Source organism: Streptomyces sp. NPDC107521 (genome assembly GCF_055598485.1).
Genome location: NZ_JBVKAT010000029.1, coordinates 43,852 through 68,973, shown reverse-complemented (window position 1 = coordinate 68,973; position 25,122 = coordinate 43,852). Strand labels below are relative to the sequence as shown.

Sequence of the window (25,122 nt, the reverse complement as noted above, 5' to 3'; positions counted from 1 at the left end):
GGCCGGGGCGCAGCCGCTCACGAGGACCCCCCGGCGGCGCCGACGGGGACCGCGCGCCAGGTGGGCGGGAACAGGGCCGGCACATGGGCGCCGCGGACCTCGGCGTACCCGCTGGCCGCCAGCACCCTTCTGCGGGCGGTCCGCGGGTCGCGCATGCCGTGGGCGGTCATGTGGGAGGCGATCAGTCCGGCGGCGACGGGGGTGGCGAAGGAGGTTCCGCTCCACTGGGCGGGCCCCTCGAACATCACCTGATCGGGTTTGGCCGGAGCCTCGCCCGGCTCGCTCAGCAGCCCGTGGTGGCGCGGGTGGCGGCAGGTGCAGGCGTAGCCGAAGCCGTAGCGGCAGTCGTCGTAGGTGGAGTGCCGGTAGACGTACGGCACGGGCGCCGAGAAGCCGGTGAGCGCGCTGGTCAGCCGCTCGCCGGGGGCGTAGGCGCGCACCCAGCGGCCGTGGTTGGTGAAGCAGGCGCCGTACTCGCCGTCGGAGCGCAGCGCGCCGACCGACAGGACGCAGTCGCGCCAGCCGGGCAGGTCGGCGTAGGCGGCGGGCCAGAACGGGGTGGCGCCGCCGTTGTTGCCGGCGGCGGCGACCAGCAGGGTGCGCCGGGTGCGCAGCTCCTCCATGAAGGCGTGCAGGCCGAGCAGGCCGTCGGCGCGGCCGTTGGAGGTGCCGGCGGAGAGGCTCAGCACGTCGGGCCAGCCGTCGCGGTCGACGGCCTCGAACAGCCGCTCGCCGAACTCGGACTCCAGGACCGCCCCCGCGTCGTTGAGGCAGCCCCGGACGGTGACGTCGGTGTTGGGGGCGACGGCCGCGATCAGCCCGGCGATGAAGGTGCCGTGGCCCGCGTACTGGGCGAGGACGCCGTCCTCGCCCACCTCGCGCTCCTGGACGTCGCCGGTGGTGCGGGCGAGCGGCGGGTAGGACCGGTAGTCGTGGGTCAGCCCGTTGTCGACGACGAGGACGCGGACGGCGGTGGCCGGGTCGTACGGCGTGGCGGCGGGCGCCGGGTTGGCCGGCTCGCCCGGCGGCACCGGGACGGGTTCGTCGCCGGGACAGGCGTTGACGGCGATGGAGACGACGTGGTTGCGGCTGACCAGGCGGCGCCCGGCGCGGCCCTCGGCGGTGCGCAGGGAGCGCAGGGCCTGGGCGACGGCCGGGTCGCCGTCCCGCACGCCGCGGCCCGGATCGGCGACCCGGATGCGGGTGACGCCGGTGCGGCCGGGGCCGGGACCGGCCCGGCGGACCTGGTCCTCGGCCAGCTCGGGCGCGGCGGTGAAGTGCGCGCGGACGGTGTCCTCGACGAGCCGGGCCTCCTCGCCGTCACGGGCGAGGACGACGCCCTTCTCGTAGAAGAACTCGGCGGCGTCGTCGGGGCCCATGACCAGCGGGACGTCCGGCATCGAGCGCTGGATCTGGTCGAACTGCTCGCGGAATCGCTGCGGTGCCATGGCGTGTCCTCACTGGGCTGGGTCGTGACAGCGCGGTCGGGGCCGCGGCGGCGGCCGTGGGACGGTTCGTCAATCAGAGTGCGCCGGTGGTCGATTGATACAGACACCGCTCTGTGGGGCGCGGTTGCGGAGCACTACCATCCGTGGGGTGACAGCGGGAGACGAGCCGGTTCTCGAACTGCTGCCCATGGTCTTCGCCGCCCCCGGCGAGGCGCTGGCGCGGGCGGAGGAGGTGCTCGACTCCGCTCCGCCGCCGCTGCACGCGTCCGTGGCGCACCAGGTGATCGGCATCTGGCAGCGGGACTTCGGGGACCTGCGGCGCGCCCTGGACCATCTGCGGCGCGCCCGTGAGCTGGCGGCGCGGGCCGGGTCGGCCGGGCGCGAGGCGGACGTCCTGGCCACGCTCGGGGTGGCGCTGGTGCACAGCGGGCGGACCCGGGAGGGACTGGCGGCCTTCGAACGGGGCGTGGCCCGGGTCACCGGGCACACCAGGGCGCGGGTGCTGTTCCGGCGGGCGTACGTGTGGTGGGTGCTGGGGCGGCACGGGGAGGCGCTGGAGGACGTGCGGCGGGCGATCCCGGTGCTGCGCCAGGCGGACGACGTGATCTGGACGGCGCGGGCGCTGACCCTGCGGGCGACGGTGCACCTGTCGCTGGGGGCGGTGGAGCGGGCGGACGCGGACTTCACGGCGGCGGAGGCGCTGTGGGACACGACCGGCCAGGAGCACGACAAGGCGGACGCGGTGGAGAGCCGGGGGCTGGCGGCGTTCCGGTCGGGGGACGTGCCGGCGGCCCTGCGGCTGCTGGACGAGGCCGAGGAGCGGTACGCGAAGCTGGGCACGCCCACGTTCATGCTGACCATCCGGCGCTGCGAGGTGCTGCTGGCGGCCGGGCTGGCCCCGGAGGCGCTGGCGGAGGCGGACGCGGCGACCGCGGCGCTGGACGGCATCGGCGGGCAGTCCACGCGCCGGGCGGAGCTGCTGCTGGTGGCGGCGCGGGCGGCCCGGATCGCGGGCTTCCACCAGACGGCGACGGACCGGGCCGCCTCGGCGGTGCGCCGGTTCGCCCGGCAGCGGCGCTCCTGGCACGAGGCGCACGCCCGGCTGGTGCTGATCGAGGCCCGGGTGGCGGCGGGGCAGGGCTCCGCGCGGCTGGTGGCGGACGCGGCGGCGGTCGCGGAGCGGCTGGCCTCCTTCGGGGCACCGGCCGCGCCGGAGGCCTCGCTGCTGGCGGGGCGGATCGCGCTGGGGCTGGGCCGGACGGCGGCGGCCGAGCGGCATCTGGCGCGGGCGGCGCGCAGCCGGCGCAGCGGGCCGCCCCCGGCGCGGATGACGGGCTGGGCGGCGCAGGCGCTGCGGGCCCGCGCGGCCGGGTCGACGCGGGGGGTGCTGGAGGCCTGCCGCCGGGGGCTGGACGTGCTGGACGACCACCGGATGACGCTGGGCGCCCCGGAGCTGCGGGCGCGGGCCACCGCGCAGGGGGCGGAGCTGGCGGCGATGGCGCAGCGGGCGAGCCTGGTGACGGGCGGGGCGCGGCGGCTGCTGGTGTGGAGCGAGCGGTGGCGGGCGACGGTGCTGTCGGCGCCCCCGGCCCGGCCGCCGGCCGATCCGGTGCTGCTGAGCGCGCTGACGGCGTACCGGGAGATCGCCGCCCGCGCCCTGGAGGCCCGGACCGGCGGCGGCCGTCCGGCACCGGCGCTGGAGCGGGAGCAGCGGCGGCTGGAGCGGGAGATCCGCTCCCGCACCCTGCACATGCGCGGCGAGGCGCCCGGCGGCGGGGCCCGGTTCGACGTGGACCGGCTGCTGCGGCGGCTGGGCGAGGACGTGCTGCTGGTGGAGCTGGTGGTGCTGGACGGGAGGGTGCACGTCCTGCTGTGCGGGCGGGGGCGGGTGCGGCGGTTCACGGCCGGGACGCCCGCGGAGGCGGAGCGGGAGGCCGAGCACGTGCAGGCGGGGCTGCGGCGGCTGGCCCATCCCGGGGCGGAGGCCCGGCTGCCGCTGATCGAGGCGGCGGGGGCGCGGCTCCAGGAGCTGCTGCTCGGCCCGGCGGCGGCGCACCTGGGGTCCGGCCCGGTGGTGGTCGTGCCGCCGGGGCGGCTGCACCGGGTGCCGTGGGCGCTGCTCCCGGCGCTGCGGGAGCGGGTGCTGAGCGTGTCGCCGTCGGCGACGAGCTGGCTGCGCGCCCGGGGGACCGCCCCGCCGTCGGGTGGCCGCCGGGTGCTGGTGCGCGGCCCGGGGCTGGCGGGGGACGGGGCCGAGGTGCCGGAGCTGGCGGCGCGCCGCGGGGCGCCGGGCGGGGCCGGCGGGCGGGCGGCGGAGCGGGACGGCGTCGTGCTGGAGGGGGCCGCGGCGCGGGTGCCGGAGGTGCTGCGGGAGCTGGACGGCGCGGCCCTGGCGCACATCGCGGCGCACGGCACCTTCCGGGCGGACAGTCCGCTGTTCTCCTCGCTGCGGATGGCCGACGGGCCGCTGATCGTGCACGACCTGGAGCGGCTGGACCGCTCGCCGTACCGGATCGTCCTGTCGTGCTGCGACACCGGGCGGTTCGCCTCGGTGGGCGCGGACGAGCTGCTCGGGCTGGTGACGGCGCTGCTGCCGCTGGGCACCGCCGGGGTGGTGGCGTGCGGGGCGCCGGTCAACGACGCGGCGGTGGTGCCGCTGATGCTGGCGCTGCACAAGGGGCTGGACGCCGGACTCTGTCTGGCGGAGGCGTTGCGGGACGCGCGGGCGGCGCTCCCGGGCGACGCGACGCATCAGGCGACCGGATGGGCGTTCTCCGCCTTCGGCGCAGCCTGACGGGCCAGTTGACATACCGTCAGGGATGATCGATGGTCGGAACCGCCGCCCGGGCGCGCGGCGCACGGGTGGCCCGAACCCGTCGTCGGCGGGGGTACCGGGCAGTACTCTGCGACCACGGCACGAGGCACGGGGGACGTGATGAGCAACGAGTACGGTGTGTACCGCGACGCGATCCGGGGGACGTGGCAGGACTGGTGGGTGGCCTGGCCGCTCAGCCGCCGGATCGCCCTCGGCGACGTGCTGCACGGTGTGCGGGGGCGGATCCGCCCGGCCGGCACCCTGACCGACCGGGGCGTGCCCTTCACCGCGCGCCCCGGGACACCGCACAACGACTACACCTATGACACCCAGGGGTCGGCGACCGTCCGCTTCAAGGCCGTCGGCACCGCCGCGGCCGGATTCAGCGCCCTCGCGGACGCCGACGCGGGCGCCCTGGTCACCTTCAGCAGTACGCACGGCGTCCTCGTCGTCTTCCAGGGGCTCGCCGAGACGGGCGTCAGTGACGAGCCGGCGCTCGCCGCGGAGCTGGTCCGGCTCGGCTGGGAGAAGTGGGACGACTCCTACTACGCCGTCAGTCAGGTGGTCACCGCCGACACCGGAGCCGTGCTCAGCGCCGCGGGCACCGACGCCTCCGCCGAGCTGCGGCTGCGCGCCGCCGCGGGCCCGGCGCCGGTGGGCCTGGCCGATCTGCGGGGCGGGGTGACGCTCGCCCGCTCCTCCGCGCTGGGCCTGAAGTGGACGGGCCTCGAACCCACCCCGTTCTTCCGGGTGATCCGGCTCCGCCGGGACTGGCTGCGCCGGATCGGTTCCGACTACGGCCCGCCCCAGCCCGGCCGGGGCGCCGCGCCGGTGCCCGTGCCGCCGCTGCTGCTGGAGGAGGCGTGGGACGACCCGGCGGCGGTCGTGGAGCACGCCCCGGCCGCCGAGCAGCCACCGTCCGAGCAGGAGACGTGACGGTCGCGGCCCCGCGCACGGCCACGCACACCTCCGTCGGCATCCGCATCTCCCCCGGCACCGACGGGTCCGAGCCCTACCGGGCGCTGCTGAGCGTGGACGGGGGCTCGGCCGTGGACGTGCCGTTCCGCACCCCGGCGGACATGGAGCGGTTCGCCGGGGTCTTCGAGCGGGACGCCACTTCGGCCGAGCGGCAGGCGGCCGGGGAGGCGCTGTTCGAGGCGCTGCTCGGCGGGTCGCTGAACACGACCTGGCAGGAGGTGCTGGCGGCGGCCGATCCGGACCGTCCGGCCCGGCTCTGCCTCGATGTGCGCCCGGCGGAACTGCGGCACCTCCCCTGGGAGTTACTCCGTTCCGACGGGCGATGGCTGTTCCGCCGGCCGGATCTGCTGTGCCGCCGGGGCACGGTGGCGGACGGGCCGGTGGAACCCGGCCCGCAGGAGGAACTGGGGCCGCTGCGGGTCCTGGTGGTGCTCTGCAACCCGAGGGAGCACCGGCTGCTCGCGGAGAAGGAGCTGGCCTGGATCAGCGGCACCTTCGACGGACTGCCCGGCGCCACCCACGTGGAGGTGCTGGACGGGCCCAGCCGGGCCGAGCTGGCCGACGGCATCGACCAACTGCGGCCCCACATCCTGCACTTCATCGGCCACGGGATGCCCCTGCCGGGACGCGGGACGGCGCTGAACTTCAACTGGCGGGCGGCCCCGGACGGCCCCCGCGACTGGAGCCTGGACGCCGGCCAGATCGCCGACCTGACCCGCTGGCAGCCCCATCTGGTCGTCCTCAACGCCTGCCGCACCACCGACTCCGGACCCGCCGCCGGCACCGGTGAACGGGTGCGCGGCCTCGCGGACGCCTTCCTCGACGCCGGGGCGCGGGCGGCGGTCTCCGTCCAGGCGGACGTCGACTCGCCGGACGCGGTGGTCTTCTCGTCCCGCCTGTACCGGGCCATCGGCGGGGGCACCCCGCTGGACGAGGCCGTCGCCCTGGCCCGCACCGACCTCGCCCGGCACGAGGAACGGCCCGGCGACGCCTGGGCGCTGCCGGTCCTGATGACCCGGACGGCGCCGGAGGAGGTGCTGCACATCGTGCACACCCCGCCGCCGCCCTCCACGGTGGACGCGATCCGGCGGCACGGGACCTACGAACGGCTGCGCCGCTTCGTGGGCCGCTCGGCGGAGCGCCGGGCCGCCTGGTGGGCGCTGGACCCGCCGGTCCGGGGCGGCGAACCGGGCACCGGGCACCCCGTCCTGGTGATCAGCGGTCACTCGGAGACGGGCGCCCGCCAGACCGGCAAGAGCCTGCTGGCGGACTGGTGCCTGGCGGTCTGCTTCCTGCGCGGCCACCGCGCGGTCTCCGTCAACCTGTCCGGGGGCGCCAGGGACTGGCTGACCGTCCTGCGGGAGATCCGGCTGCAGGTGGTGTCCGAAACCCAGTTGACGCCGCTGCCCGCCGAGGCGTTCGCGGACTTCGACGCCGCCCTGGAGCGGCTGCTGCCCGCCGCCCCCGGGAGCGGCGGCACGGACGACGGCGACCTGCTGTCGGTGGGCGGACCCCGGTTCGACGACGAGGCCGGACGCGCCGACGAACGGCGGCACGAGATCGTGGACCGGCTGCTGGGCGGGCTCAGCAAGGGCGCGGGCGGCGCCCCCATGGTGATCACGCTGGACCAGGCCGACCGCATCCAGGCCCAGTTGTTCACCGGCTGGCTGTACGAGCGGCTGGTGCTGCCCATCGCCCGGGGCGACGCGGCACCGCTGCGGCTGGTCCTGGTCGCGTCCCGGGAGTGGGTCGCCGACGCCCTCCCCCGCGCCGACCGGCACCTGATCGGCGAGGTCTCCCTCGGGGACTTCGAGAGCGCCCAGCTGATGCGCCTGGTGCGGGCCTTCGGCAACCGGCTGGGGTACCCGGTGGACGAGCGCGTCCAGAACGTCGTCATGCAACTGCAGGAGATGAATCCGTACACCCGGGTCGATATCTTCGGCCTGCTGATGAGCGTCTTCTCGGATTGGTACTCCGCCGCGGAGCGGGGCGCGTGATGGCCGACGCGGAGGAGGGGGGCACGATGGCCGGAGCGGCCGACGACATCGTCCGGCGCCTGGCGGGCGGGGAGAGCCTGGAGCAGATCGGCCGGTCGCTGCGCCCTCACGCCTGGCGGCCCCTGCTGCGTGCCTGCGCCGTGGCCCACACCTTCAACGGCACTCTTTTCGAGGGCGTGCTGCGGCCCTTCGCCGCCCGGTCCGGCGACGCCGGTCCGCCGACACTGGCGGAGCTGGTGGCGGCGCGCGCCGTGATCCCCGCCGAGGACGGCACCGGGGCCTACTGCCTGCCCGACTCCGACCGCGCCGCCTACTTCCTGGAGTGGTTCGAGCCGCCCGCCGACGGCGTGTTCGACCCTCCGGAGGAGAGCCCGGGCCGACTGGACGTGCCGGCCGAACTGGAGCGGCTGGAGGAGCTGATCGCCGGGTACCGGGCCGCCGCCGGGGACGAGGTGCGGGAGCTCCGGCATCTGCTGCTCTCCGATCCCGAGGGCGCCGAGGCGCTGTTCCGGGACCGGTTCGCCGCCGCCGACGAGCGGCGGGACTTCGCGCTCTGCCAGGACCTCGTCGACGTGCTCGGCGACCCGGACCGGCTGCCGCTGGCCGCGCCGGGACTGGAGCGGCTGCGGCTGGACCGGGCCGGGCACGTCCGGGTGCGCGCCTACTGGGCCGCCGACTACGCCCGTTCGGCGCAGTTCCTCAGCCCGCCGGGGCTGGAGCGGGACGCCGGGCGGCTGCTGAGCGGGCGCGACCGGGTCTGGCAGGTGCACGCGCCGGGCGGCACCGGCAAGACCATGCAGTTGCGCTGGCTGGTGGCCCGGCACTGCGTGACCGCCGAGCGGGACGTGCCGTGCGCCCGCATCGACTTCGACGTGGTCAATCCGCACACCGCCGGGAACCACCCCTGGCTGCTGCTGCTGGAGATGGCCGAGCAGTTCGGCCGGCGGCTGCCGGGCAGCCCCTTCGCCCGGCTGGACCAGTTCGGCGCCTTCCGGGTGCTGCTCGGGCGCAGTCCCGGGGACGCCGCCCGGACGGCGGCGCGCAACATCGCCACGCTGAACCGCGAGGGGGTCCAGGAGGAGGTCCTCGACGTCTTCGCCACCCGCCTCAACCTGGCCCTCGCGGAGGCGGGGGAAGTCGGCGGGACACCGGGGGCGGGGCCCTGGCCGGAGGCGGCGTCCGGCGCGGGGACGGACAGCGGGGCGGAACGGACCGGGGACGGGGACACCGGCGGGGACGGGGACGCCGGCGGGGGCACGGGACCGTTGGGGGGCGCGGCCACGGGGTCCGACGCCCGGGCGGTGCCCGACGACTGGGACGACGAGGCCGAGACGCAGCCGGGGACGGCGGCGGGCGGGAGCACGGAGCCGGACCGGAGAGGACCGGCCGGTGCCGGGACGGGGTCCGGGCCCGCCGGCGGGCCCGGACCGGACAGCGGAGCCGGACCGGACGGCGGGGCGCGGGACGGGGGCGAACCGTCCTCCCCGGACGGCGTGACGGCGGGGGCCGGGAGACCCACCGGGGCCGCGGCCGGGACGGAGACCGCGGCGGGGGCGCAGAGCGGGTCCGGGACCCGGGCCGCCGGTGGTGCCGGAGGCGAGGCGGAGGCCGGGACCGGGACGCGCGCCACGGACGGGACGGCGGCCGGGGCCGGGACGGACGCGGGGCCCGGAGCGCCCGCCGGAACCGGGACGGACGCCGGGGGCGGAAGGCCCGCCGTCCTGGTGCTCGACACCCTGGAGGAGGTCCTGCTGCGCGGGCAGGACGGGCTGGCCGCCCTGCTGGACCTCCTGGGGCGGCTGCTCGACCGCTGCCCCGGGCTGCGCGTCGTCCTGTCCGGACGGTACGACCTGCGGGAGCGCGCGCCCGAAGCGCTGGCCCGGCTGGGCTCCCACCCGTCGTGCCACCGCGAGGTGCGGCCGTTCGACTCCGGCCAGTCGCTCGCCTACCTGACCGGCATCCGCCGCGTCCACGACAGGGACATCGCCGTGGCCGCCGCGCGCAGGTCCCGGGGCCTGCCCTTCGTCCTCGCCCTCTTCGCGGATCTCATCGAGCAGGACCCCGAGCTGACCGCCGGGGACCTGGCCCGGTGCGACGAACCGCTGGTCCGCTACCTCATCGACCGGGTGGTGCGGCGCATCGACGACCCGGCGGTGCGCTGGCTGCTGCGCTACGGGGTGGTGCCCCGGCGGCTGCGGCTGGAGGACGTGCGGACGGTGATGCGCCCCTGGCTGGTCCGGGGCATCACCGGCGACCGCCCCGCCGACGACGACCCCCGCCGGGACCGCCACCATCTGCGCGGCCGGTCCGACGTGTTCCCGCAGGACCCGGCCGGGCTGACCGACGCCGAACTGGACCGGGCCTGGCGGCGGTTGCTGGACTACACGGCCGGATCGTCCTGGGTCTCCCGGCCCGCCGGGGACGACTCCATGGTCGTCTTCCACCCCAACGTCATCGTTCCGATGCGGCAGTTGATCTCCGACAAGCCGGTCTTCCTCTCCCTGCACCGCGACTTCGCCGCGCGCTTCGCCGAGCTGGCCGGCGGCGACCCGGCCCAGTGGGTGGCGTACACCCGCGAGGCCCTCTACCACCGGTTCCAGGGCGGGGACGCCGAGGCGGAGGAGGACTGGGTCACCGCGCTGACCGGTCTGACCGGCGAGGACAACGCCGCCGCGCGGGCGCTGGGCGAGGAGGTCCTCGGCGAGGAGTACGTCGAGGAGGGGCTGCCGCGCCGGGGGCGCGACGGGCGGCCGCTGATCAGCCACCAGGCCGTGGCGCTGGCGCATCTCACCATCGCCTTCTGCCTCCTGGAGGTGGCCGACCGGGAGTCCCCGCCCAGCCCCGACGACCCGCTGTGGGGGGAGATCGAGAGCCGGCTGCGCGGGGTCGACCTGCTGCGCGAGCACGGTGACGTCTCGGACCGCACCAAGGGCATGGAGTCGCTGCTGCGCGCCAACGTCCTGCTCGCCCGGGGCCGCCGCCCCGAGGCCCTGGAGCTGATCGACGGCGCCCTGCGGACGGAGGACGACGGGAGCAGGCTCAAGCGGATGCTGCTGCTGATGCGCGCCCGCGCCCAGCTGGCCGCGGGCAGCGTGGACGCCGCCGAGGACACCTTCCACGAGGTCCTGCTCAGCGCCCAGGGCGGCGGTGACGCCCAGTACGCGGCCCGGCTGGCGCTGGAACTGGCGGACGAGAGCACCACCCGGGGGCGTCACGACCGGGCGGCCGAGCTGCAGGGCGCCGCGCTGGCCCAGGACACGCCCGTGCCGCTGCGCATCGAGACGGTGTTCCGCGAGGCCCGGACCCGGCTGTCGGTCTTCGCCCCGACGGCCGCCCTGCGGCTCCTCGACGGGCTCGGCCACACCCTGGCCGAGCAGCCGGACCGGGCCGCCGAGGCGGACTCGCTGCGCGCCGAGGCGCTGCGGATGCTGGGCCGGAGCCGCCGCGCCCTGGCCGCCCTGGAACGGGCCGACGCCCACGGCGCGGCCGCCGGCGGGCCCGAGGCGGAGCCGCGCGCCGCCGGGATCGTGACGGCCCGGGCCCGGCTGCACGGCGAGTGCCTGGAGGTCGAGCAGGCCGAGTCGTGTCTGGAGCGGGCCGCCGCCATCGAGGCCGGGATGGGCTTCACCTTCGGCCGCCCCCCGCTGCTGCTGACCCTCACCCGGTTCCTGGCCCGCGACGTCGGCGACCTGCGCCGCGCCTCGGGGGTGCTGGACCAGGCGGACGAGGCCGACACCACCGGCGAATGGGCGGTGTACCGGGGGCTGCTGCGGCAGGAGATCGCGGCCAGGAGCGGCGCCCCCGCCGACGACGGCGCGCCGGCGGTGCCGGGCGGCTCGGACCGGGACCTGGTGCTCGGCGGGGTGGCCGCCGCCCTCGGCGACCCCGGCCGCATCCCCGGCCTGGCCGCCGCGCTGGCCGCCGTCGAACCGCCCGCGGCCCGTCTGGCCGCCCTCTACGACCTCGTCGAGATGCCGCTGCCCGCGCCGTCCGTCCGGGCCGGACTGGCCCGGCTGGTCCCCCTGTTCGACGACGCCGTGGAGCAGCCCCCGCCCACGCCGGAGGACCGCGCGCTGCGCCTGACCCTGCGCGCCCGCCTGCACGCGGTCACCGGGGACGCCGAACGGGCCGGGCGCGACCTGAACGAGGGGTTCACGATCCTGGCCCCGGGCCACGAGGACGACCCGCTGGTCCTCTGGCGGCACGTCAAGTCCCTCCTCTGGCTGGGCGGTCGTCCGGACGCCGCGCTGCTGGCCCGCCTGGAGGGCGCGCCGACCCGCCCGTCCGGGCTGCTGCCCGGCGTGGCACGGGTGCTGCGGGCCGTCGACCGGCCGGGGACCGAGGGGATCGTCCCGCTGCTGCTGGACTCGGTCACCACGGCCAACACGGTGCTCACCGACACCGTCTGGGAGACGGCCCTGCTGTGGTGCACGGCCCGGCTCAACGACGACGCGTCGACGATGGCCGCCGCCGGGCAGATGGCCTGGAGCCTCGGCTCGCCGCTGCCGCCCGCCCCGGACGGCGCCGAAACCGCCGGGCGGCGCTTCGGACTGCCGGTCCCCCACCCGCTCGACGGCCCCGCGCGGCCGTACGGCGACGCCGGGGAGGGTGTCGGCGGCCACGAGGACCGGGCCGGGACGGCGGACCGGGACGGGCGCTCCACCGGGTCAAGGAAGCGGTTCCCCCGGGTGGTCCGGACCCTGGAGGCGGTGGGCCGGCTCCCGGCCCTGCGGGGGCAGGACGACGGGGAGGACCGGGAGGACGGGGCGGCGCCGGAGCACATCGGTTCCGTCGCGGCCGCCACCCCCTCGCTGGAGTCGCTGCTGACCGCGCCCGGCGGCGACCGGATCGTCGCACTGGGCCGGCCGCCGCTGCTCGACCGGTCGTTCGCCCCCCGGCGGATCGCCGACGCCCTGCTGTCCGACCGGGCCGGCGCCCAGCACGACCTGCGCCACGCCACAGCACCGCTCCTGGACCGCGGCGCGCCCCCCGGGCGGCTGCGGCTGGAGGCCGAGGACCCCCGGGTGCACGCCCTGCCCTGGGAGCTGCTGGCCGGGCCGGACGACGTGCCGTACCGGACGATCCCGTCGGCGGCCGTCACCGCGGACGTCCGGACGCTGCAGAGCGCCCTCAACCAGTCGTCCCGGGACCGGCTGGTGACCGACGGCGTCTGGGGCAGGCTCACCCAGGACGCGCTCGCCGCCGCCGTGCTGGGGCCGCTGTTCCTGCCGGTCACGGGCGGCCACCTGGCCCTGCGCGCCGTGGAGGCCATCCGGCAGTACCGGGACCGCTCCTCCCGCGCCGACGGCCGCACGGCGTGGCTGGTCCGGCCGCCGTACGGGAACGAGGAGTCGGCCCGGCGGGGCGGCGGCCTCCCGCGGGCCCAGCACGCCTACTCCCGGGCCGGGTTCGTGTCGATGGTGACGGCGTCCCTGGGCCGCACCCGCCAGTCCGGCACCCCCCGGGTCCTGCACATCGCCGTCCCGCTGGCCCAGATCGGCCAGGCGCCGTGCCTCGACTTCGACTCCGAGCACACCCCGTACCCGGGCGGCACCCGGGTCGGTCCGGGGGAACTGGCGGAGGTGCTCTCCCGGTTCGCCGGGCGCCCGCCCCTGGTCGTCCTCGACCCGCCCTGCCCGGGCTCCCCCGCCGACATCCCGCACCAGTTGGTGCTGCGCAACCTCTTCGCCGCCCAGTTGTTCGCCTCGGGCACCGCCCCGGTCGTGCTGGGCACCGGGCTGTACCGCAGGACGCACGCCTATCAGGTGCTGCTGGCCCGCGCGCTGGCCGCCGGGGAACCGGTGCTGGAGATAGCGCGGCTGCTGCGGCACGGCGTCCCGCGCGACGAACCGGCCGGTCCCGCGCCCTCTCTCGCCTGGGACGACGACGGCATGGCGGCGGCGATGACGGCGCTGTTCATCGCGCCGTCCCTGGTCAACGGCGATGCCGGGGAGGACGGGTGACGGCGGCGGAGCCCGGGGCGGGGCGGGCCCTGCGCCGGGCGGTGGAGCTGGGTCACCGGACGGCGAGCCTCCGGGAGGAGCTGGCGGAGTGGCGGGGCGAGGCGGCCGACGACGGCGACCTGATCCGGCACCGCTCCCAGGTGGAGAGCGTCGTACGGATCCTGTCGGCCGGGCTGGACCGGCTGGAAGCGCTGCCCGACGGGCCCCGCCGGGACCTGCTGGTGCCCGAGGTGGTTCTCGACCTGCACCACGTGGCCGACTTCCTGCGCGGCAAGCTGCTGCTGCGCCGCGTCCCGCGCTACCGGGACTTCCTGACCGTGGCGGACGAACTGGCCTGGTCGGTCTACGATCCGGCGCGGCGCGCCGCCGGGGGCGCCCGGGCACTGCGGGAGCCGCCGCTGACCTTCCTGAGCCGCGAGCCGGTGCCCTTCGCCGCCCCGCGCGGCAGCGGCTTCGCGCATCTGCTGCCCCCGGGCGGGCTGCGGACGCGGGGCGGGCTGGAGGCCGGGGCGCGGCTGCCGTTCCCGGTCATCGGCGTGCCCTGGTCCACGAGCCGCCATCTGCCCGCCGTGCTGGCGGTCGCGCACGAGGCGGGCCACCACGTGGAGGACGACTTCGGGCTCGCCCCGGCCCTGGCCGGGCGGCTGCGGACGGGGGCCGGACTGGACGGGGAGCGCGCGGCGGTGTGGGAGCCGTGGCTCGGGGAGGTGTTCGCGGACGTGTGCGCGACGCTGGCCTGCGGGGCGGCGTACGTGTGGACGCTGGCCGACGTGCTGGCCGCGGCGGGGGACGGGGGCGGCGCGGGTGCCGACCGCTATCCCCCGGCCGGGGCGCGGCTGGCGGCCTGCCGGGCGGCGCTGCCCCCGGACCCGGAGGCGCGGCTCCCCGGGGGTCCGCCCGGCGACGGGGCGGAGGACGGTGCCGGGGAGGAGGCGGCCGCGGTGGTGCGGGCGCTGCTGGCGGACGGTTTCGAGGAGCTGGGCGGGGCGCGGCTCGGGCAGGTGCTGCGGCCGGCCGGTCCGGCGGAGCTGGCGGACGCGGCCGACTCCCTGCTGGCCGGGCTGTCGACGGGGCGCGGCGATGTCCCCGGCGTCCTGGCCGCGGCGGCGCTGGCCTTCGTCCGCGATCCGCGCGGCTACGACGCCGCCGACGTGGACGGCCGGGCGCGGCGGGAGGTGCTGCGGCTGGTGCCCCGGGAGCCGAGGTCGGCGCCGGGCGGGGCGGCGGAGGTGGCCGAGCGGGACGCGGCGGCGGCGACGGACCTGCTGGTCCTGCTGGGCATCGGGTCCTGACGGCCGGCCGGGTCGGGGCCCGCGAACCGAGCGGGGGCGCGGGCGGACCGGCGGGACGGCGGGGCCGGGGATCCGGCGGTCCGGGGGTCCAGGGGTCCGGGGTCGCAGGTCCGGCGCGCGACCGTGAGCCGTGCGCCGTGGACGTGGGTCGTCGGCCACGGCCGGGGCGCGTCTCACGACTCACGGCTCACGGCTCACGGCTCACGGCTCACGGGATGGAACGACCCGGGTGGGCGGTCCGCCGACCGTCCACCCGGGCCCGGTGCACGGCCCGGCGGGACCCGGGCCGTGTGCGCGCCCTACTTCAGTCCACTGTCCAGCGCGGTCATGAGCGTGCCGTTCGGGGTGTCACCGGACATCTCCCAGACGAAGCCGCCCAGCAGCCCCTTGGACTTGACCCAGGCCGTCTTCTTGGAGATCGCCCAGGCGTCGTCGAAGGACCACCACTGGCCGTTGGGACCGGTGTAGCCGTAGGTGGAGATCGACTGCTCGTCGTGGCGGACGGTCATGGTCGGGTAGCTGGTGATCAGGTTGTTGTAGCCCCTGACTCCCGCCTCCGTGTCGAACTGGCCGGGCGCCACGCCGGTCGCGCTCTGCCACTCGCCGTTGACGCCGCCGTCGGCGACGCCCTGCCAGCCGCGCCCGTAGAACGGGAAGCCCACGGTCAGCTTGCGGGGGTGGACTCCGGCGTCGAGGTAGGTGTTGATGGCGTTCTCGACGCTGAAGTGGAAGGAGTACGGGTCCTGTTGGTCCGTGTAGAGGTTGGACGCGTGTCCGACCCGGTTGGGCTCCCAGGAGTTGTCGCTGCCCGCGCCGTGGAAGTCGTACCCCTGCACGTTGGCGTAGTCGAGGGAGTCGAAGATGCGCCGGATGTCCCAGCCGGCCTCGATCTTCGCCGGGTCGGCCGGGGTGAACGCGGTGAGCAGCCGGTGCTCGCCGCCGAGCGCGTCGAGCTGCTTGCGGAACTCGGCGAGCAGGGCGGTCAGGTTGTCCTTGTCCTGCGGACCGTAGTGGTTGCCCGGGTGGCCCTCGGCGCCCGGCCACTCCCAGTCGATGTCGATGCCGTCGAAGATCCCGGCGCCGGTGCCCGGTCCGCCCGCGCCGTTGTAGACGGGCAGGTTGCCCTTGATCCACACGTCGATGCAGGACTCGACGAACTTCTTCCGGGACTGCTCCGTCGCGGCCGCGTCCGAGAAGAACTTCGAGTACGTCCAGCCGCCGAGCGAGACCACGACCTTGAGCTTCGGGTACTTGGCCTTCAGCTTCTTCAACTGGTTGAAGTTGCCGCGCAGTTTGCCCCAGCCGTCGTCGGCCACGCCGTCCACCGACTGGGCGGAGGACATCGGACGGGCGTAGTCGGCGTCCGCGTCACCGGCGCCGGTGCCCTCGTCCGGGTCCTGCGGGTTGCTGGAGACGCCCTTGGTCACACCCGCCTGGCAGGTGAGGTTCTTCGGGTCGATGTTCTCGAACGAGTAGTTGATGACGTCGAGCTTCGCGGCGGCCCCGGAGGTGTCCAGGTTCTTCACGAAGTACTGGCGTCCGTAGATGCCCCACTGCGCGTAGTAGCCGACCTTGAGCTGCTTGCCCGCTCCGGCCACGTCGTCCGTGGTCACGGTGAGGGCGTTGGAGGCGGCCGACGGGTTGTCGGCGGTGTCCCGGGCCTTGACGGTGAAGGTGTACTTGGCGGCCGGGGCCAGCCCCTCCACGGTCGCTGCCAGGGTGTCCGCGCCGACGGACTTGACCAGGGTGTCACCGCGGTAGACGTCGTAGGCGGCGACGGCGACGTTGTCGGTGGCCTTGTCCCAGGCCAGGGACACCGTGGAGGCGGTCTTGCCGGTGGAGCGCAGGTTGCCCGGCGCGGTCGGCGGGGTCGGGTCGGTCGCCGGGTCCACCGTCTTGACGGCCAGCGGGTCGCCGGCCGGTCCGAGGTTGCCGCGGACGTCCTTGGCCCGGACGGTGAAGCTGTAGTCCGTGGCCGGGGTCAGTCCGGTGACGGTCGTCGCGGTGCCGGTCGCGGTGGCGACGGTCCTGCCGCCGCTGAGCACCTCGTAGCCGGCCACGGGGTGGTCGCCGCCCTTGGCGGCGGCCCAGCTCAGCGCGACGGTGCGGGAGGTCACCGCGGTGGCCTTGGGCGCGCCCGGCGCGGTCGGCGGCACGTCGGGGCTGCCGTCGCACTTGTCGCCGTTGATCGTGCAGCCGGTCGGGGCGCCGGGGGTGCCGGTCGCGGTGAACCAGTAGCTGTACGGCTCGGTGGAGCCGCCCGCCGGGACGTTGGCGTTGTAGAAGGCGTTCTTGACGGTCACGTGGCGTCCGTTGACCGTCGCCTCGCCGTTGTAGTTGCCGGACAGGGTGACCCCGGTCGGCAGGTCGAACTCCAGGGTCCAGCCGCTGACCGCGGCCGTGCCGGTGTTGCGGACGATGTAGGTGCCCTTCCACCAGGAGCCGCTGTCCTGGGTGGTGAAGGTCGCCGTCAGGGTGCCGGCCGCGTGGGCGGGTGCCGCGAGGGCGGTGAGGCCCGCGAGCGGCAGCAGCAGGGCGGTGCCGAGGACGGCGACGCGACGCCGCAGCCGTCGTGCGTCAGCGGGGGCGGAGGGACGTGCTGCGCCTCCGGAGAGGGGTGGTCTGCGCCTGTGGAACATGGTTCTCCCTGTGATGGTGGGGTGGTACAGGGGTGAGGTGAACCGTGCGCTTGGTGCCTGCGTGACCGGACGAAGGCAGGCCGGAATGCGGGTGGGGCCGGGGTGCAGGCCGGACACCGCCGTCCGTCAGGACGCCCCACAACGTAGAAGGTCTGGACCAATGCGTCAACAGGTCCGCACCGCTGACGCCCGCTCGGGCACACCCCCGTCCGGCCCCGGGGACCCACCGCCCGGGTCCGCCGGACCGGCGCTCCGCGGGGCGCCCGGGGCCGGTCCAGGAGCGGTCCGGGGCCGGTCCCGCGCCGGGCGCTCCCCGGGGAGCGCCGCCGTCACGCCCCCGTCAGCGCCGCCGCCAGGTCCTCCAGGCCGTCCGCCTCCCAGTCGAAGGAGTCCCCCGGCCCCGGCGGGTCCCCGGCCGGGCGCCGCACATGGGCGGTGCGCATGCCGACCGCCCGTGCCCCGCGCAGGTCCCAGGCGTGCGCGGCCACCATCAGCACCCGGTCGGCGGGGCAGTCCGCCGCGTCGAGCGCCAGCCGGTACACCTCCGGCGCGGGCTTGTAGGTCCGGGCGTCCTCGGCGGACAGCGCCTGGTGCCAGCGCAGTCCGGCGTGCGCGCTGAGGCGGAGCAGGGTGGCGCGGGCGGCGTGGGAGAGCGCGACGACGGGGAAGTGCCGTGCCAGCCGGGCCAGTCCGGCGGCCGAGTCCTCCCAGGGCGGCAGCCTGCGACCGGCGGACGCCAGCCGGGCGAGGGCCCCGGGATCGGTGACCCCGGCCCGTGCGGCCACGTGCCGGGCCGCCTCGGCGTCGATGGCCCCGGGCCCGGCGTAGGGGCGGTCGCCCGACAGCACCCGTTCCTGCTGTCGCCGGACGTACTCCTGCCAGAGGCCGGCCAGCCCGTCCACGGCCGCCCCCTCGGCGGAGGGCACCGCCTCGCGCACGGCCGCGCGCAGTCCGGCGGGCTCGTTCACCATCGTCCCGAGGACGTCGAGGACGACGACCTCGACGCGGCCCGCCCCTGCCATACGCACTCCCTCGTCCGGAGCCGCGCGCCGACGGGCCCGCCGCCGCCGGCACCGGTCGGCGGTCGCGACGGATCTGCTCGACGCCGCCCACCGTGCCCCGGCCGGGCGGGACCGGCCCCGCATTGCGCCGTTCGCGGCATGTCACGCCCCGCGCGGCCCCGCCCGCACCCCCGCGGAGCCCCGCCCGCACTCCCTCCGGGACACCGCCCGCACTCCCTCCGGGACACCCCGGCGCGGACCGGACGCCTTGGCGGCGCGCGACCGGGAACACCCGCTCCCGGGGGCGCGCCCCGGCAGTCTCCCGGCAGGCGTCACGGGCCCGAACGGCCCCTGGGGCAAAGGACATAACCATACCGCTGGGTGTACCTTCGGGGGCATGACGACGACGAAGGCCGGGGCGCCCAGACGGAGTGGTCGGCAGCGCGGCGCGCAGCACCTGACACCGGCCAGCGTGAAGATCCTCGACACCGCCTCCCGGCTCTTCTACGACCAGGGCATCCGCGCCGTCGGCGTCGAGGCGATCTCCGAGGAGGCGGGCGTCACCAAGAAGACCCTCTACGACCGGTTCGGGTCGAAGGACGGCCTCATCGTGGCGTATCTCCGGGCCCGTGACGGCCTGTGGCGGTCCACGCTGGTCAAGCACGTCAACGGGCACGAGGGCACGGCGGAGGAGAAGCTGGTCGCCACGCTGGAGGCGCTGCGGGAGTGGATCCGCGAGCGGAACCCCCGGGGCTGCGCCTTCGTCAACGCCTCGGTGGAGCTGCCCGAGGGGCATCCCGGCCGGGAGGTCGCCCGCGAGCAGAAGGCGTGGCTGCTGGCGTACATGACGGACCTCGCGGTCCAGGCCCGCGCGGAGGACCCGGGGGGCCTGGCCGCCCAGTTGATGATCCTGCACGAGGGGGCCTGCGTCGCCGACTCGATGGGCTCGGTGGACCGGGCCCTGGACCGCGCCGTGCAGATGGCCGTCGCCCTGGTCGGCGGCGCGGTCGCGGGGCGCGGGAGCGCGGCGCCGGCGACCGGTGGGCCCCTGGTTGCCGCGGCCGGCGCGGCGGACGACGGTGCCGGGGCGGCCGGCGAGGCTCCCGGGACCACGGCCACCGCTCCCGGCCGCTGACGAAGGGGTGGCCGGTCCGCCCGGGACCGGTCCCGGCCCCTCGTCCTCACCGCTCCGCCTCCCGCGCCGGAGGGACCCCCTCCGCCCGCAGGGCGTCGGCCGCCCCGCGCACGGCCCGGACGCGTTCCGGCCTCGCGTCCGCGCGCCGCGCCAGCCGGGTCGCGTACGCGCCGAGCAGTGGGTCCAGCCGGTAGCTCTCGCCCTCCTGGTGCCGGATCAGCCGGGCCCCGGCGAGGTCCCGCAGCGTCCGCGCCGCCTCGTCCCGGCAGACCCCCGCGGCGGCGGCGGCCGAGGCCGTGGTGACGGCGCCGTCCGGGAGCAGCCCCAGCAGGCGGAACATGCGGGCGGCGGGTGCGTCGAGGGTCCGGTAGGAGGTCTCGAAGGCGTCGCGCAGGACGAGGTCGCCCGCGGCGAGGCCGAGCCGGACGTGGTCGGACCGCAGCTCGGCGGCGAGGGTTCGGGCGCTGTGGTGGGCGTGGCCGACGATGTGCTCCCCGGCCAGGACCAGGGCCAGCGGGAGCCCTCCGCAGCGCGCGGCCAGCAGGTCCAGGGCGCCCGGGTCGGCGTCGGCGCGGCGGTCGCCGATGACGGAGCGGACCAGCAGGGCCGCCTCCGCCCCGGGCAGTTCCGGCAGGGTCAGGGTCACCGCGCCCGCCAGGGCCATGAGGCCGGGCAGTGCCGCGCGGCCGGTGACCAGCACGGCGCAGCCGGGCGAGCCGGGCAGCAGGGGCAGGATCTGCCGGGCGTGCGCGGCGTTGTCGAGGACGAGCAGGATCTCCCGGCCGTGCAGCGCCGAGCGGAGGGTGGCGGACCGCTGCGCCGGGTCGGCCGGTATGTGCTGCGGGGGGACGCCCAGGGCGCGCAGCATGTCGGCCAGGACCTCGAACGGGTCGGCGGCGGTGTCGGCGCCGGGGCCCCGGAGCCCGACGAAGAGCTGTCCGTCGGCGAAGCGCCCCCGGGCGACGGCGCGGTGGGCCCAGCGCACGGCGAGGGCGGTCTTGCCGACGCCGGGCGGTCCGTCGACGACGGCGACGGGGACCCCCAGGCACCGTTCGTCGCCGCACAGCACCCGGTCGAGAGCGTCGAGTTCGGCCGGCCTCCCGACGAAGCCGGGCTTGGCTGCGGGTAACTGGGCGGGGCGGATCCAGCCCTGCCGCTGGGCCGCCGCCTCGAGGGCGGTGGCGATGGCGGTGAAGGTGTCGCCGACGTCCAGCGCGCGGTCGCAGGCCTCCGCGAAGTTGACGGAGGGCGACCTCTTGCCGGTCTCGACCTTGCTGACGTGGCCCCGGTCGAAGTGGACGCGCGAGGCGAGCTGCGCGAGCGACAGCCCCTCCTGCTGGCGGTGGGCCCGCAGGAGCTGGCCGAACGTCGCGGGCGGGGCGTCGACGACCGACGCCCGCTCGGCGGTCCCCCGGGGGGACCGGGCCGCCTGTGCGTGCCGCGCTGATTCCAACGACATGGGGTTCCCCTCGGAACGGGCCGCGTCAGCGGCCGGCTGATTCGGGCCGGATGGGCCGGGCGCGGTCACCGCCCGGTCAGGTCATCGCCAGCAGATCGTCGAAGCCCGGGAAGCGGGCGGCGATGCCGTCCGGCGGGAAGCCGCTGGTCCAGCGGCCCTCCCTGGGGAAGAAGCGGACCGCCGTGTACGACGGCCGCGCTCCGGTGTCGAACCAGTGCCGGGTCCGGCCGGGGACGGAGAGCAGGTCCCCGGCGGTGCACAGGAGCGCGTACACCCGCCCCGCGGCGTGCAGGGAGAAGGAGTCGGCGCCCGCGACCAGGAAGCGCACCACGTCCTCGTCGTGGTGGTGCTCCTCCCGCCAGTGGCGGTGGGGCGGGGGCGCGGCGCCGGGCGCCCCGGGGGCGGCGCGGACGATGTCGACGAATCCGTAGCGGCCCTCGGCGCAGGTGTGGTCGATGTGGCTGCGGTACGCCTTGAGGATGGCGGTGTCCGGTGCTCCGGCCGGGAGCCGGCGGGCGGCGTGCCAACGCTCCAGGCGCACCCCGATGTTGAGCAGTTCCCCGCGGATGGTGTCCGGGTCCCCGGTGCGCAGCAGCACGGAGCGCGGGGCGTCCTCCGGCATGATCTGCAGGAGCGTCACCCGGTGAACTCCAGGGCGCCCCCGGCGGGGATGCCGTCCGGCGGCAGCAGCCGGCCGAGTCCCTCCAGACACTCCATCCGGGCGCGGGCCTCGTCGAGGTCGCGGCCCCAGGCGGTGACGCCGTACCGGTCGATGAGCACGGCGGGCGCGGTCCCCGCGGCGCGGTCGGCTCCGCGCGGGTCCGGGCAGAGCCGTACGGCGACCGGCGCGGAGGCGGCGAGGGCGCCCAGCGCCCCGCCGGGCGCGGGCCGCGCGTGGAGGACGGCACCGCAGCCGGGCACCCGGCGGTGGACCGCGAGGTGCGCGGGGGTGTCGGGCGAGGGCCACTCGGTCTCGCCGGCCAGGGGCAGCCCCTCGACCGGGTCGACCAGGACCGTGTCCCGACGGGACGTCACCCCTCCCCCGGTGGCGGCGGTGACCAGCAGGGCCTCCCCGGCCCGCACCGAGGCGCTGCCGTCCGCCCCGAACACCCCGCCGCTCCGGTACAGGGCGCGGCAGACGGTCACGAGGAGGTCGCGCAGCGACTCGGTGTCCTCGGGGACGTGCAGGGGCTTCACAACGGGCTCCTTCGGCGTCGGCCCGCGCGTCCGGACGGCGCGCGCGGGCGCCGGAGGGGTACCACCGCGACCGGCCGGGGGACATGGGCCAGCAGGTATACCCACCGGTATAGCTACATCCTAGGGAGGCGCTCTTCCGAGCGTCAACCGGCCCCCGGAGAGGGTGGCTTGAACGGGAGCGCTTGCGCTCCACCGGGGTGTTCGCTATCCCCGGACCATGAAACGGACGCATATCATCCGCTTCATGACGGTCTGCCGGAACGTCCCCGGCGGGGCCGATCTGACAGGAATCCGGGGGACGCACGGGCCCGGTCCCGGTCCCCTCCGGCCCGTCCACCCCGTCCGCCCGGTACCACCCGTCCCACGCGCCCGCCGCGTCCCGCCCTCGCGATCCGCCCCGTGTCCCGGCCCCGGGTCCCGCCGCGTCCCCCGGGCCCCGCCCGGCCCCGCCCGTCTCCGACGCCGTGCGGCGACCGCCTCCCGCCCCGCTCCGGACACCCTGCACGGGACGGTGTGACCGTGGCCGGTGTGAGCGCGGACAGCCCGTGCCGGACAGGGTGTGCCGGGCGGGCGCCCGGGACAGGGTGTGCCGGGCGGGCGCCCCGGCCCCGGCGGCCCGGAGCGGGCGGGGCCGGGGCGCTCGTCCGCTGTTGCCTGGCAACAGACAACAGGGCGTCCCTGTACAGCGCCTCGCCGGGCCCTCGATAGTGAAACCGCTTCCCCTCACGGGGACGGCGTCCGCACCGGACCGCCGCCGCCCCGGCCGCCGCCGGGCACCGGCCTGCGCCCCGGACCGGCCCGGCCGCCCCCGCCGCGCGACCCCCCGCGCGGGGCGCCCCGCACCAGCCGCACCCACGCACGTCGTAGGAGGCATGGATGGACCCTCAGCCCGGCCGGGCCGACATGACGGTGTCATCGACCGCGTTCTTCGGACTCGACGCGACGGCCCGCATCCGCCCGTCCCTCGCGCTCACCCTCTCCGACCACTCCTATCGGCCCAAGCCCGACGACCCGCGCGCCGACTGGGTCGCCAGCGTGGCGGCCCCGGCCTTCCGGACGCTCGCCCGGATGGGCGTCCTCGCCCCGCGCTTCTGCACGGTGGGAACGGGCGCCGGGCTCGACGCCCTGGCCGCCGTGGAGATCCTCGGCGCGCGCATCGTCGGCTTCACCGACCTCCACGAGGACGTGCTCGCCCACGCGCGGGAGAACATCCGGAGCAACGTCGTCGCGCCGGACGTCGAACTCGTCGGCGGCGCCGGGGACCTGCTCGCCCCGCTGGCCGGCCGGGTCTCGCAGGTCGACGTGGTCTACGAGAACCTGCCCAACATCCCCGTGGCGGGCTCCGGCGACCTCGCCGACGGGCAGACCAGTTCGACGTTCATCGGGGAACGCGGCGAGGAGATCCCCGGGTTCGCCGAGAAGAACCTCCTCAGCCTCCACTACCTCGCCCTCCAGCAGGCGCATCCGCTGCTGCGGACCGGCGGGCGCGTCCTGTCGTCGATCGGGGCCCGGGTGCCGCTCCCGGAGATCCTGAGCCTCTCCGGCGCCGCCGGGTACAACGGCAGCGTCCTGACCTACACCTGGAAGGTCCAGTCCGAGCCGCACGAGGTGGTCGGCGGCTACGCCCGCTGGGAGCGCGAGGGGCTCGGCCCGTTCCACTTCTACCCGGTGGAGGTGCTGCGCGAGGCGTTCGACGGCGTCTCCCCGGCGGCTGCGGGCGCGCGGGCCCTGCGCACGGAGGCCGAGCTCGCCCCGTACGGGATCAGCGCGGCGGACGCCCTGGCCCTGGTCGAGAAGGGCGAGCGGGTGGGCCACACGGTCGCGATGCTCGACTCGGTCCGGATCCCCGACTCCGCGCTCTGACGGCGGCGGCCCGCACTCTCCCACCGTGACACTCACCAAGGGGTCGCATTGAACCTCCAGCCGTTCACCGGCAACACCCCCCTCGTGGAACCCGGGACCCCCGACGCCCGGGCCCGGGTCCGTGTCCTCCCCGAGGCCGGGTTCCTGAATCCGGGGGGCGGCGGGGACCGCGCCGTCGGCCACGTCCTCGGCGACGCCGAGCGCCGCGGTCCGCTCCGGCCGGGCGCGGCGATCGCCGGGAACACCTCCGGCGCCACGGGTGCGGCCCGCACCGGCACCGGCACCGGCCCGGCCCGCGCCCCGGAGCCCGCCGGCTGATGGGCAGCACGCACAGGAACGTCGCCGCCGCGCTGGCCGCCGCCCTCCTCTGGGCCTTCGCCTTCGTGGCACCGGCCGCCGTGAAGCCCGCGAGCGAGCTGCTCCTGGTCACCGGCCGGTACTCCCTGTTCGGCCTCTGCGGCCTGTACGTGCTCTGGCGCGGGCGCGACCGGCTCCGGGCCATGCCCCGGCGCCGGGTCCTCTTCGGCCTGTACATCGGCTTCGTCGGGTACTTCGTCTTCTACGTCTGCGTCTCGTACTCCGCGACCATGGACAGCGGCTTCATCACCGCCGTCGTGGTGGGATCGTCACCGATCACCATCGCCGTGGCGGGCAACTTCGCCGAGAAGCGGATGCGCTGGCACGAGCTGATCGGCCCGGTCGTCCTGATCCTCACCGGTCTGGCGCTGCTCAGCACGGCGGACTACCTCCAGGGCGAGCGCACCGAGGTGGCCAACGACTCGCTGCTGGCCATCGCCCTGGCCCTGATGGCGATGCTGACCTGGTCCTACTTCGTGGTCCGCAACGCGCAGTCGCAGCGCACCTGGGAGACCAGGCCCGATCCGACCATCTGGGCCGGGCTGGTAGCGATGGGGGCGGGCGGCGCCTCCATGGTGCTGCTCCCCTACGCCGTCGCCACCACCCCGGACGCGACCTTCGACCCCTACCCCCTGTTCAAGATCATCGCCTGGTGCGTGTTCCTCGGCGTCCTCGGATCGTGGTGGGGCACCTACATCTGGGTGAAGGCGGCGCAGGGCATCCCGGTGCCCCTGGTCGGCCCCCTGCTCGCCACGGAGACCATCTTCGGGGCGCTCCTCAGCCTGCCGGTGGAACGGCGCACCCCCACCTGGACCGAGGCCGGCGGCGCCCTCCTCATCCTCTGCGGCATCGGCCTCTACTTGCTCCTCGACGTGAGAAACGCGCGGTCCCGCGACCGCGGCGGCGGTGCCCGGAGCGCGGACGACGCGTCCGACGTACCAGCGGTGACCTGAGCGGGACGGGAGCGAACCGCCCCGG

The 25,122-nt window shown here is 76.6% G+C and carries 15 protein-coding genes; 9 read left to right on the top strand and 6 right to left on the bottom strand.

The features are described 5' to 3' along the window. Positions 1 to 17: 17 nt before the first annotated feature. Positions 18 to 1,448: a S8/S53 family peptidase gene (locus tag ACZ7LB_RS29995; protein ID WP_471472540.1), complete on the bottom strand. Its 1,431-nt coding sequence runs from the start codon at positions 1,446 to 1,448 to the stop codon at positions 18 to 20. A 187-nt stretch (positions 1,449 to 1,635) separates the two neighbouring features. Between ACZ7LB_RS29995 and ACZ7LB_RS29990 the strand changes: the two genes are divergently transcribed. The 5 genes from ACZ7LB_RS29990 to ACZ7LB_RS29970 all read left to right on the top strand — a co-directional run bounded on the left by ACZ7LB_RS29990 (position 1,636) and on the right by ACZ7LB_RS29970 (position 14,493). Continuing rightward, on the top strand, positions 1,636 to 4,242 hold the full coding sequence (locus tag ACZ7LB_RS29990) for a CHAT domain-containing protein (protein WP_471472566.1): 2,607 nt from the start codon (positions 1,636 to 1,638) through the stop codon (positions 4,240 to 4,242). A 141-nt stretch (positions 4,243 to 4,383) separates the two neighbouring features. Continuing rightward, entirely contained in the window at positions 4,384 to 5,199 is an 816-nt protein-coding gene (locus ACZ7LB_RS29985) for a hypothetical protein (RefSeq protein WP_471472536.1), read from the top strand. Continuing rightward, on the top strand, positions 5,196 to 7,238 hold the full coding sequence (locus ACZ7LB_RS29980; protein ID WP_471472534.1) for a CHAT domain-containing protein: 2,043 nt from the start codon (positions 5,196 to 5,198) through the stop codon (positions 7,236 to 7,238). Before ACZ7LB_RS29985 ends, ACZ7LB_RS29980 begins: the two co-directional genes overlap by 4 nt. Next, complete coding sequence (locus ACZ7LB_RS29975; protein ID WP_471472531.1) at positions 7,238 to 13,201, top strand: hypothetical protein; 5,964 nt, start codon at positions 7,238 to 7,240, stop codon at positions 13,199 to 13,201. Before ACZ7LB_RS29980 ends, ACZ7LB_RS29975 begins: the two co-directional genes overlap by 1 nt. Continuing rightward, the gene (locus ACZ7LB_RS29970; RefSeq protein WP_471472529.1) at positions 13,198 to 14,493 is read left to right on the top strand and encodes a hypothetical protein; all 1,296 of its coding nucleotides are present in this window, start codon (positions 13,198 to 13,200) and stop codon (positions 14,491 to 14,493) included. Before ACZ7LB_RS29975 ends, ACZ7LB_RS29970 begins: the two co-directional genes overlap by 4 nt. Positions 14,494 to 14,792: 299 nt before the next feature. Here the strand turns inward: ACZ7LB_RS29970 and ACZ7LB_RS29965 are convergent, their stop codons facing one another. Continuing rightward, positions 14,793 to 17,132, bottom strand: coding sequence for a glycosyl hydrolase family 18 protein (locus tag ACZ7LB_RS29965; RefSeq protein ID WP_471472525.1), 2,340 nt, complete (start codon positions 17,130 to 17,132; stop codon positions 14,793 to 14,795). A 329-nt stretch (positions 17,133 to 17,461) separates the two neighbouring features. Continuing rightward, positions 17,462 to 18,154: a haloacid dehalogenase type II gene (locus tag ACZ7LB_RS29960; RefSeq protein ID WP_471472523.1), complete on the bottom strand. Its 693-nt coding sequence runs from the start codon at positions 18,152 to 18,154 to the stop codon at positions 17,462 to 17,464. Between the two features lie 376 nt (positions 18,155 to 18,530). Here ACZ7LB_RS29960 and ACZ7LB_RS29955 point away from each other — a divergent pair, with 376 nt between their 5' ends. Next, positions 18,531 to 19,268, top strand: a complete 738-nt coding sequence (locus ACZ7LB_RS29955; RefSeq protein WP_471472521.1) for a TetR/AcrR family transcriptional regulator — start codon at positions 18,531 to 18,533, stop codon at positions 19,266 to 19,268. Positions 19,269 to 19,314: 46 nt separating this feature from the next. Here ACZ7LB_RS29955 and ACZ7LB_RS29950 read toward each other — a convergent pair whose 3' ends face one another. From ACZ7LB_RS29950 to ACZ7LB_RS29940, 3 genes are all read right to left on the bottom strand, one after another. Then, complete coding sequence (locus ACZ7LB_RS29950; protein WP_471472519.1) at positions 19,315 to 20,727, bottom strand: helix-turn-helix domain-containing protein; 1,413 nt, start codon at positions 20,725 to 20,727, stop codon at positions 19,315 to 19,317. 76 nt (positions 20,728 to 20,803) lie between these two features. After that, a complete protein-coding gene (locus ACZ7LB_RS29945; protein ID WP_471472517.1) occupies positions 20,804 to 21,367 on the bottom strand; it encodes a cupin in 564 nt (187 codons plus the stop codon). After that, positions 21,364 to 21,924: a class II aldolase/adducin family protein gene (locus ACZ7LB_RS29940; RefSeq protein ID WP_471472515.1), complete on the bottom strand. Its 561-nt coding sequence runs from the start codon at positions 21,922 to 21,924 to the stop codon at positions 21,364 to 21,366. Before ACZ7LB_RS29940 ends, ACZ7LB_RS29945 begins: the two co-directional genes overlap by 4 nt. Positions 21,925 to 22,800: 876 nt before the next feature. Between ACZ7LB_RS29940 and ACZ7LB_RS29935 the strand changes: the two genes are divergently transcribed. From ACZ7LB_RS29935 to ACZ7LB_RS29925, 3 genes are read left to right on the top strand one after another with little or no spacing between them, the layout of a single operon-like run. Continuing rightward, the gene (locus ACZ7LB_RS29935; RefSeq protein ID WP_471472513.1) at positions 22,801 to 23,787 is read left to right on the top strand and encodes a class I SAM-dependent methyltransferase; all 987 of its coding nucleotides are present in this window, start codon (positions 22,801 to 22,803) and stop codon (positions 23,785 to 23,787) included. A 48-nt stretch (positions 23,788 to 23,835) separates the two neighbouring features. Beyond that, positions 23,836 to 24,105 carry a hypothetical protein gene (locus ACZ7LB_RS29930; protein ID WP_471472511.1) on the top strand — a complete coding sequence of 90 codons (270 nt, stop codon included), beginning with the start codon at positions 23,836 to 23,838 and terminating at the stop codon, positions 24,103 to 24,105. Further along, positions 24,105 to 25,097 carry a DMT family transporter gene (locus ACZ7LB_RS29925; RefSeq protein WP_471472509.1) on the top strand — a complete coding sequence of 331 codons (993 nt, stop codon included), beginning with the start codon at positions 24,105 to 24,107 and terminating at the stop codon, positions 25,095 to 25,097. Before ACZ7LB_RS29930 ends, ACZ7LB_RS29925 begins: the two co-directional genes overlap by 1 nt. The last annotated feature ends 25 nt before the right edge of the window (positions 25,098 to 25,122 follow it).

Excerpts from the sequence above, each read along its gene's own strand:
- ACZ7LB_RS29995 (WP_471472540.1), bottom strand. The coding sequence starts at position 1,448 with ATGGCACCGCAGCGATTCCGCGAGCAGTTCGACCAGATCCAGCGCTCG.
- ACZ7LB_RS29935 (WP_471472513.1), top strand. The coding sequence starts at position 22,801 with ATGGACCCTCAGCCCGGCCGGGCCGACATGACGGTGTCATCGACCGCG.
- ACZ7LB_RS29960 (WP_471472523.1), bottom strand. The coding sequence starts at position 18,154 with ATGGCAGGGGCGGGCCGCGTCGAGGTCGTCGTCCTCGACGTCCTCGGG.
- ACZ7LB_RS29990 (WP_471472566.1), top strand. The coding sequence starts at position 1,636 with ATGGTCTTCGCCGCCCCCGGCGAGGCGCTGGCGCGGGCGGAGGAGGTG.
- ACZ7LB_RS29955 (WP_471472521.1), top strand. The coding sequence starts at position 18,531 with ATGACGACGACGAAGGCCGGGGCGCCCAGACGGAGTGGTCGGCAGCGC.
- ACZ7LB_RS29985 (WP_471472536.1), top strand. The coding sequence starts at position 4,384 with ATGAGCAACGAGTACGGTGTGTACCGCGACGCGATCCGGGGGACGTGG.
- ACZ7LB_RS29925 (WP_471472509.1), top strand. The coding sequence starts at position 24,105 with ATGGGCAGCACGCACAGGAACGTCGCCGCCGCGCTGGCCGCCGCCCTC.
- ACZ7LB_RS29965 (WP_471472525.1), bottom strand. The coding sequence starts at position 17,132 with ATGTTCCACAGGCGCAGACCACCCCTCTCCGGAGGCGCAGCACGTCCC.
- ACZ7LB_RS29950 (WP_471472519.1), bottom strand. The coding sequence starts at position 20,727 with ATGTCGTTGGAATCAGCGCGGCACGCACAGGCGGCCCGGTCCCCCCGG.
- ACZ7LB_RS29975 (WP_471472531.1), top strand. The coding sequence starts at position 7,238 with ATGGCCGACGCGGAGGAGGGGGGCACGATGGCCGGAGCGGCCGACGAC.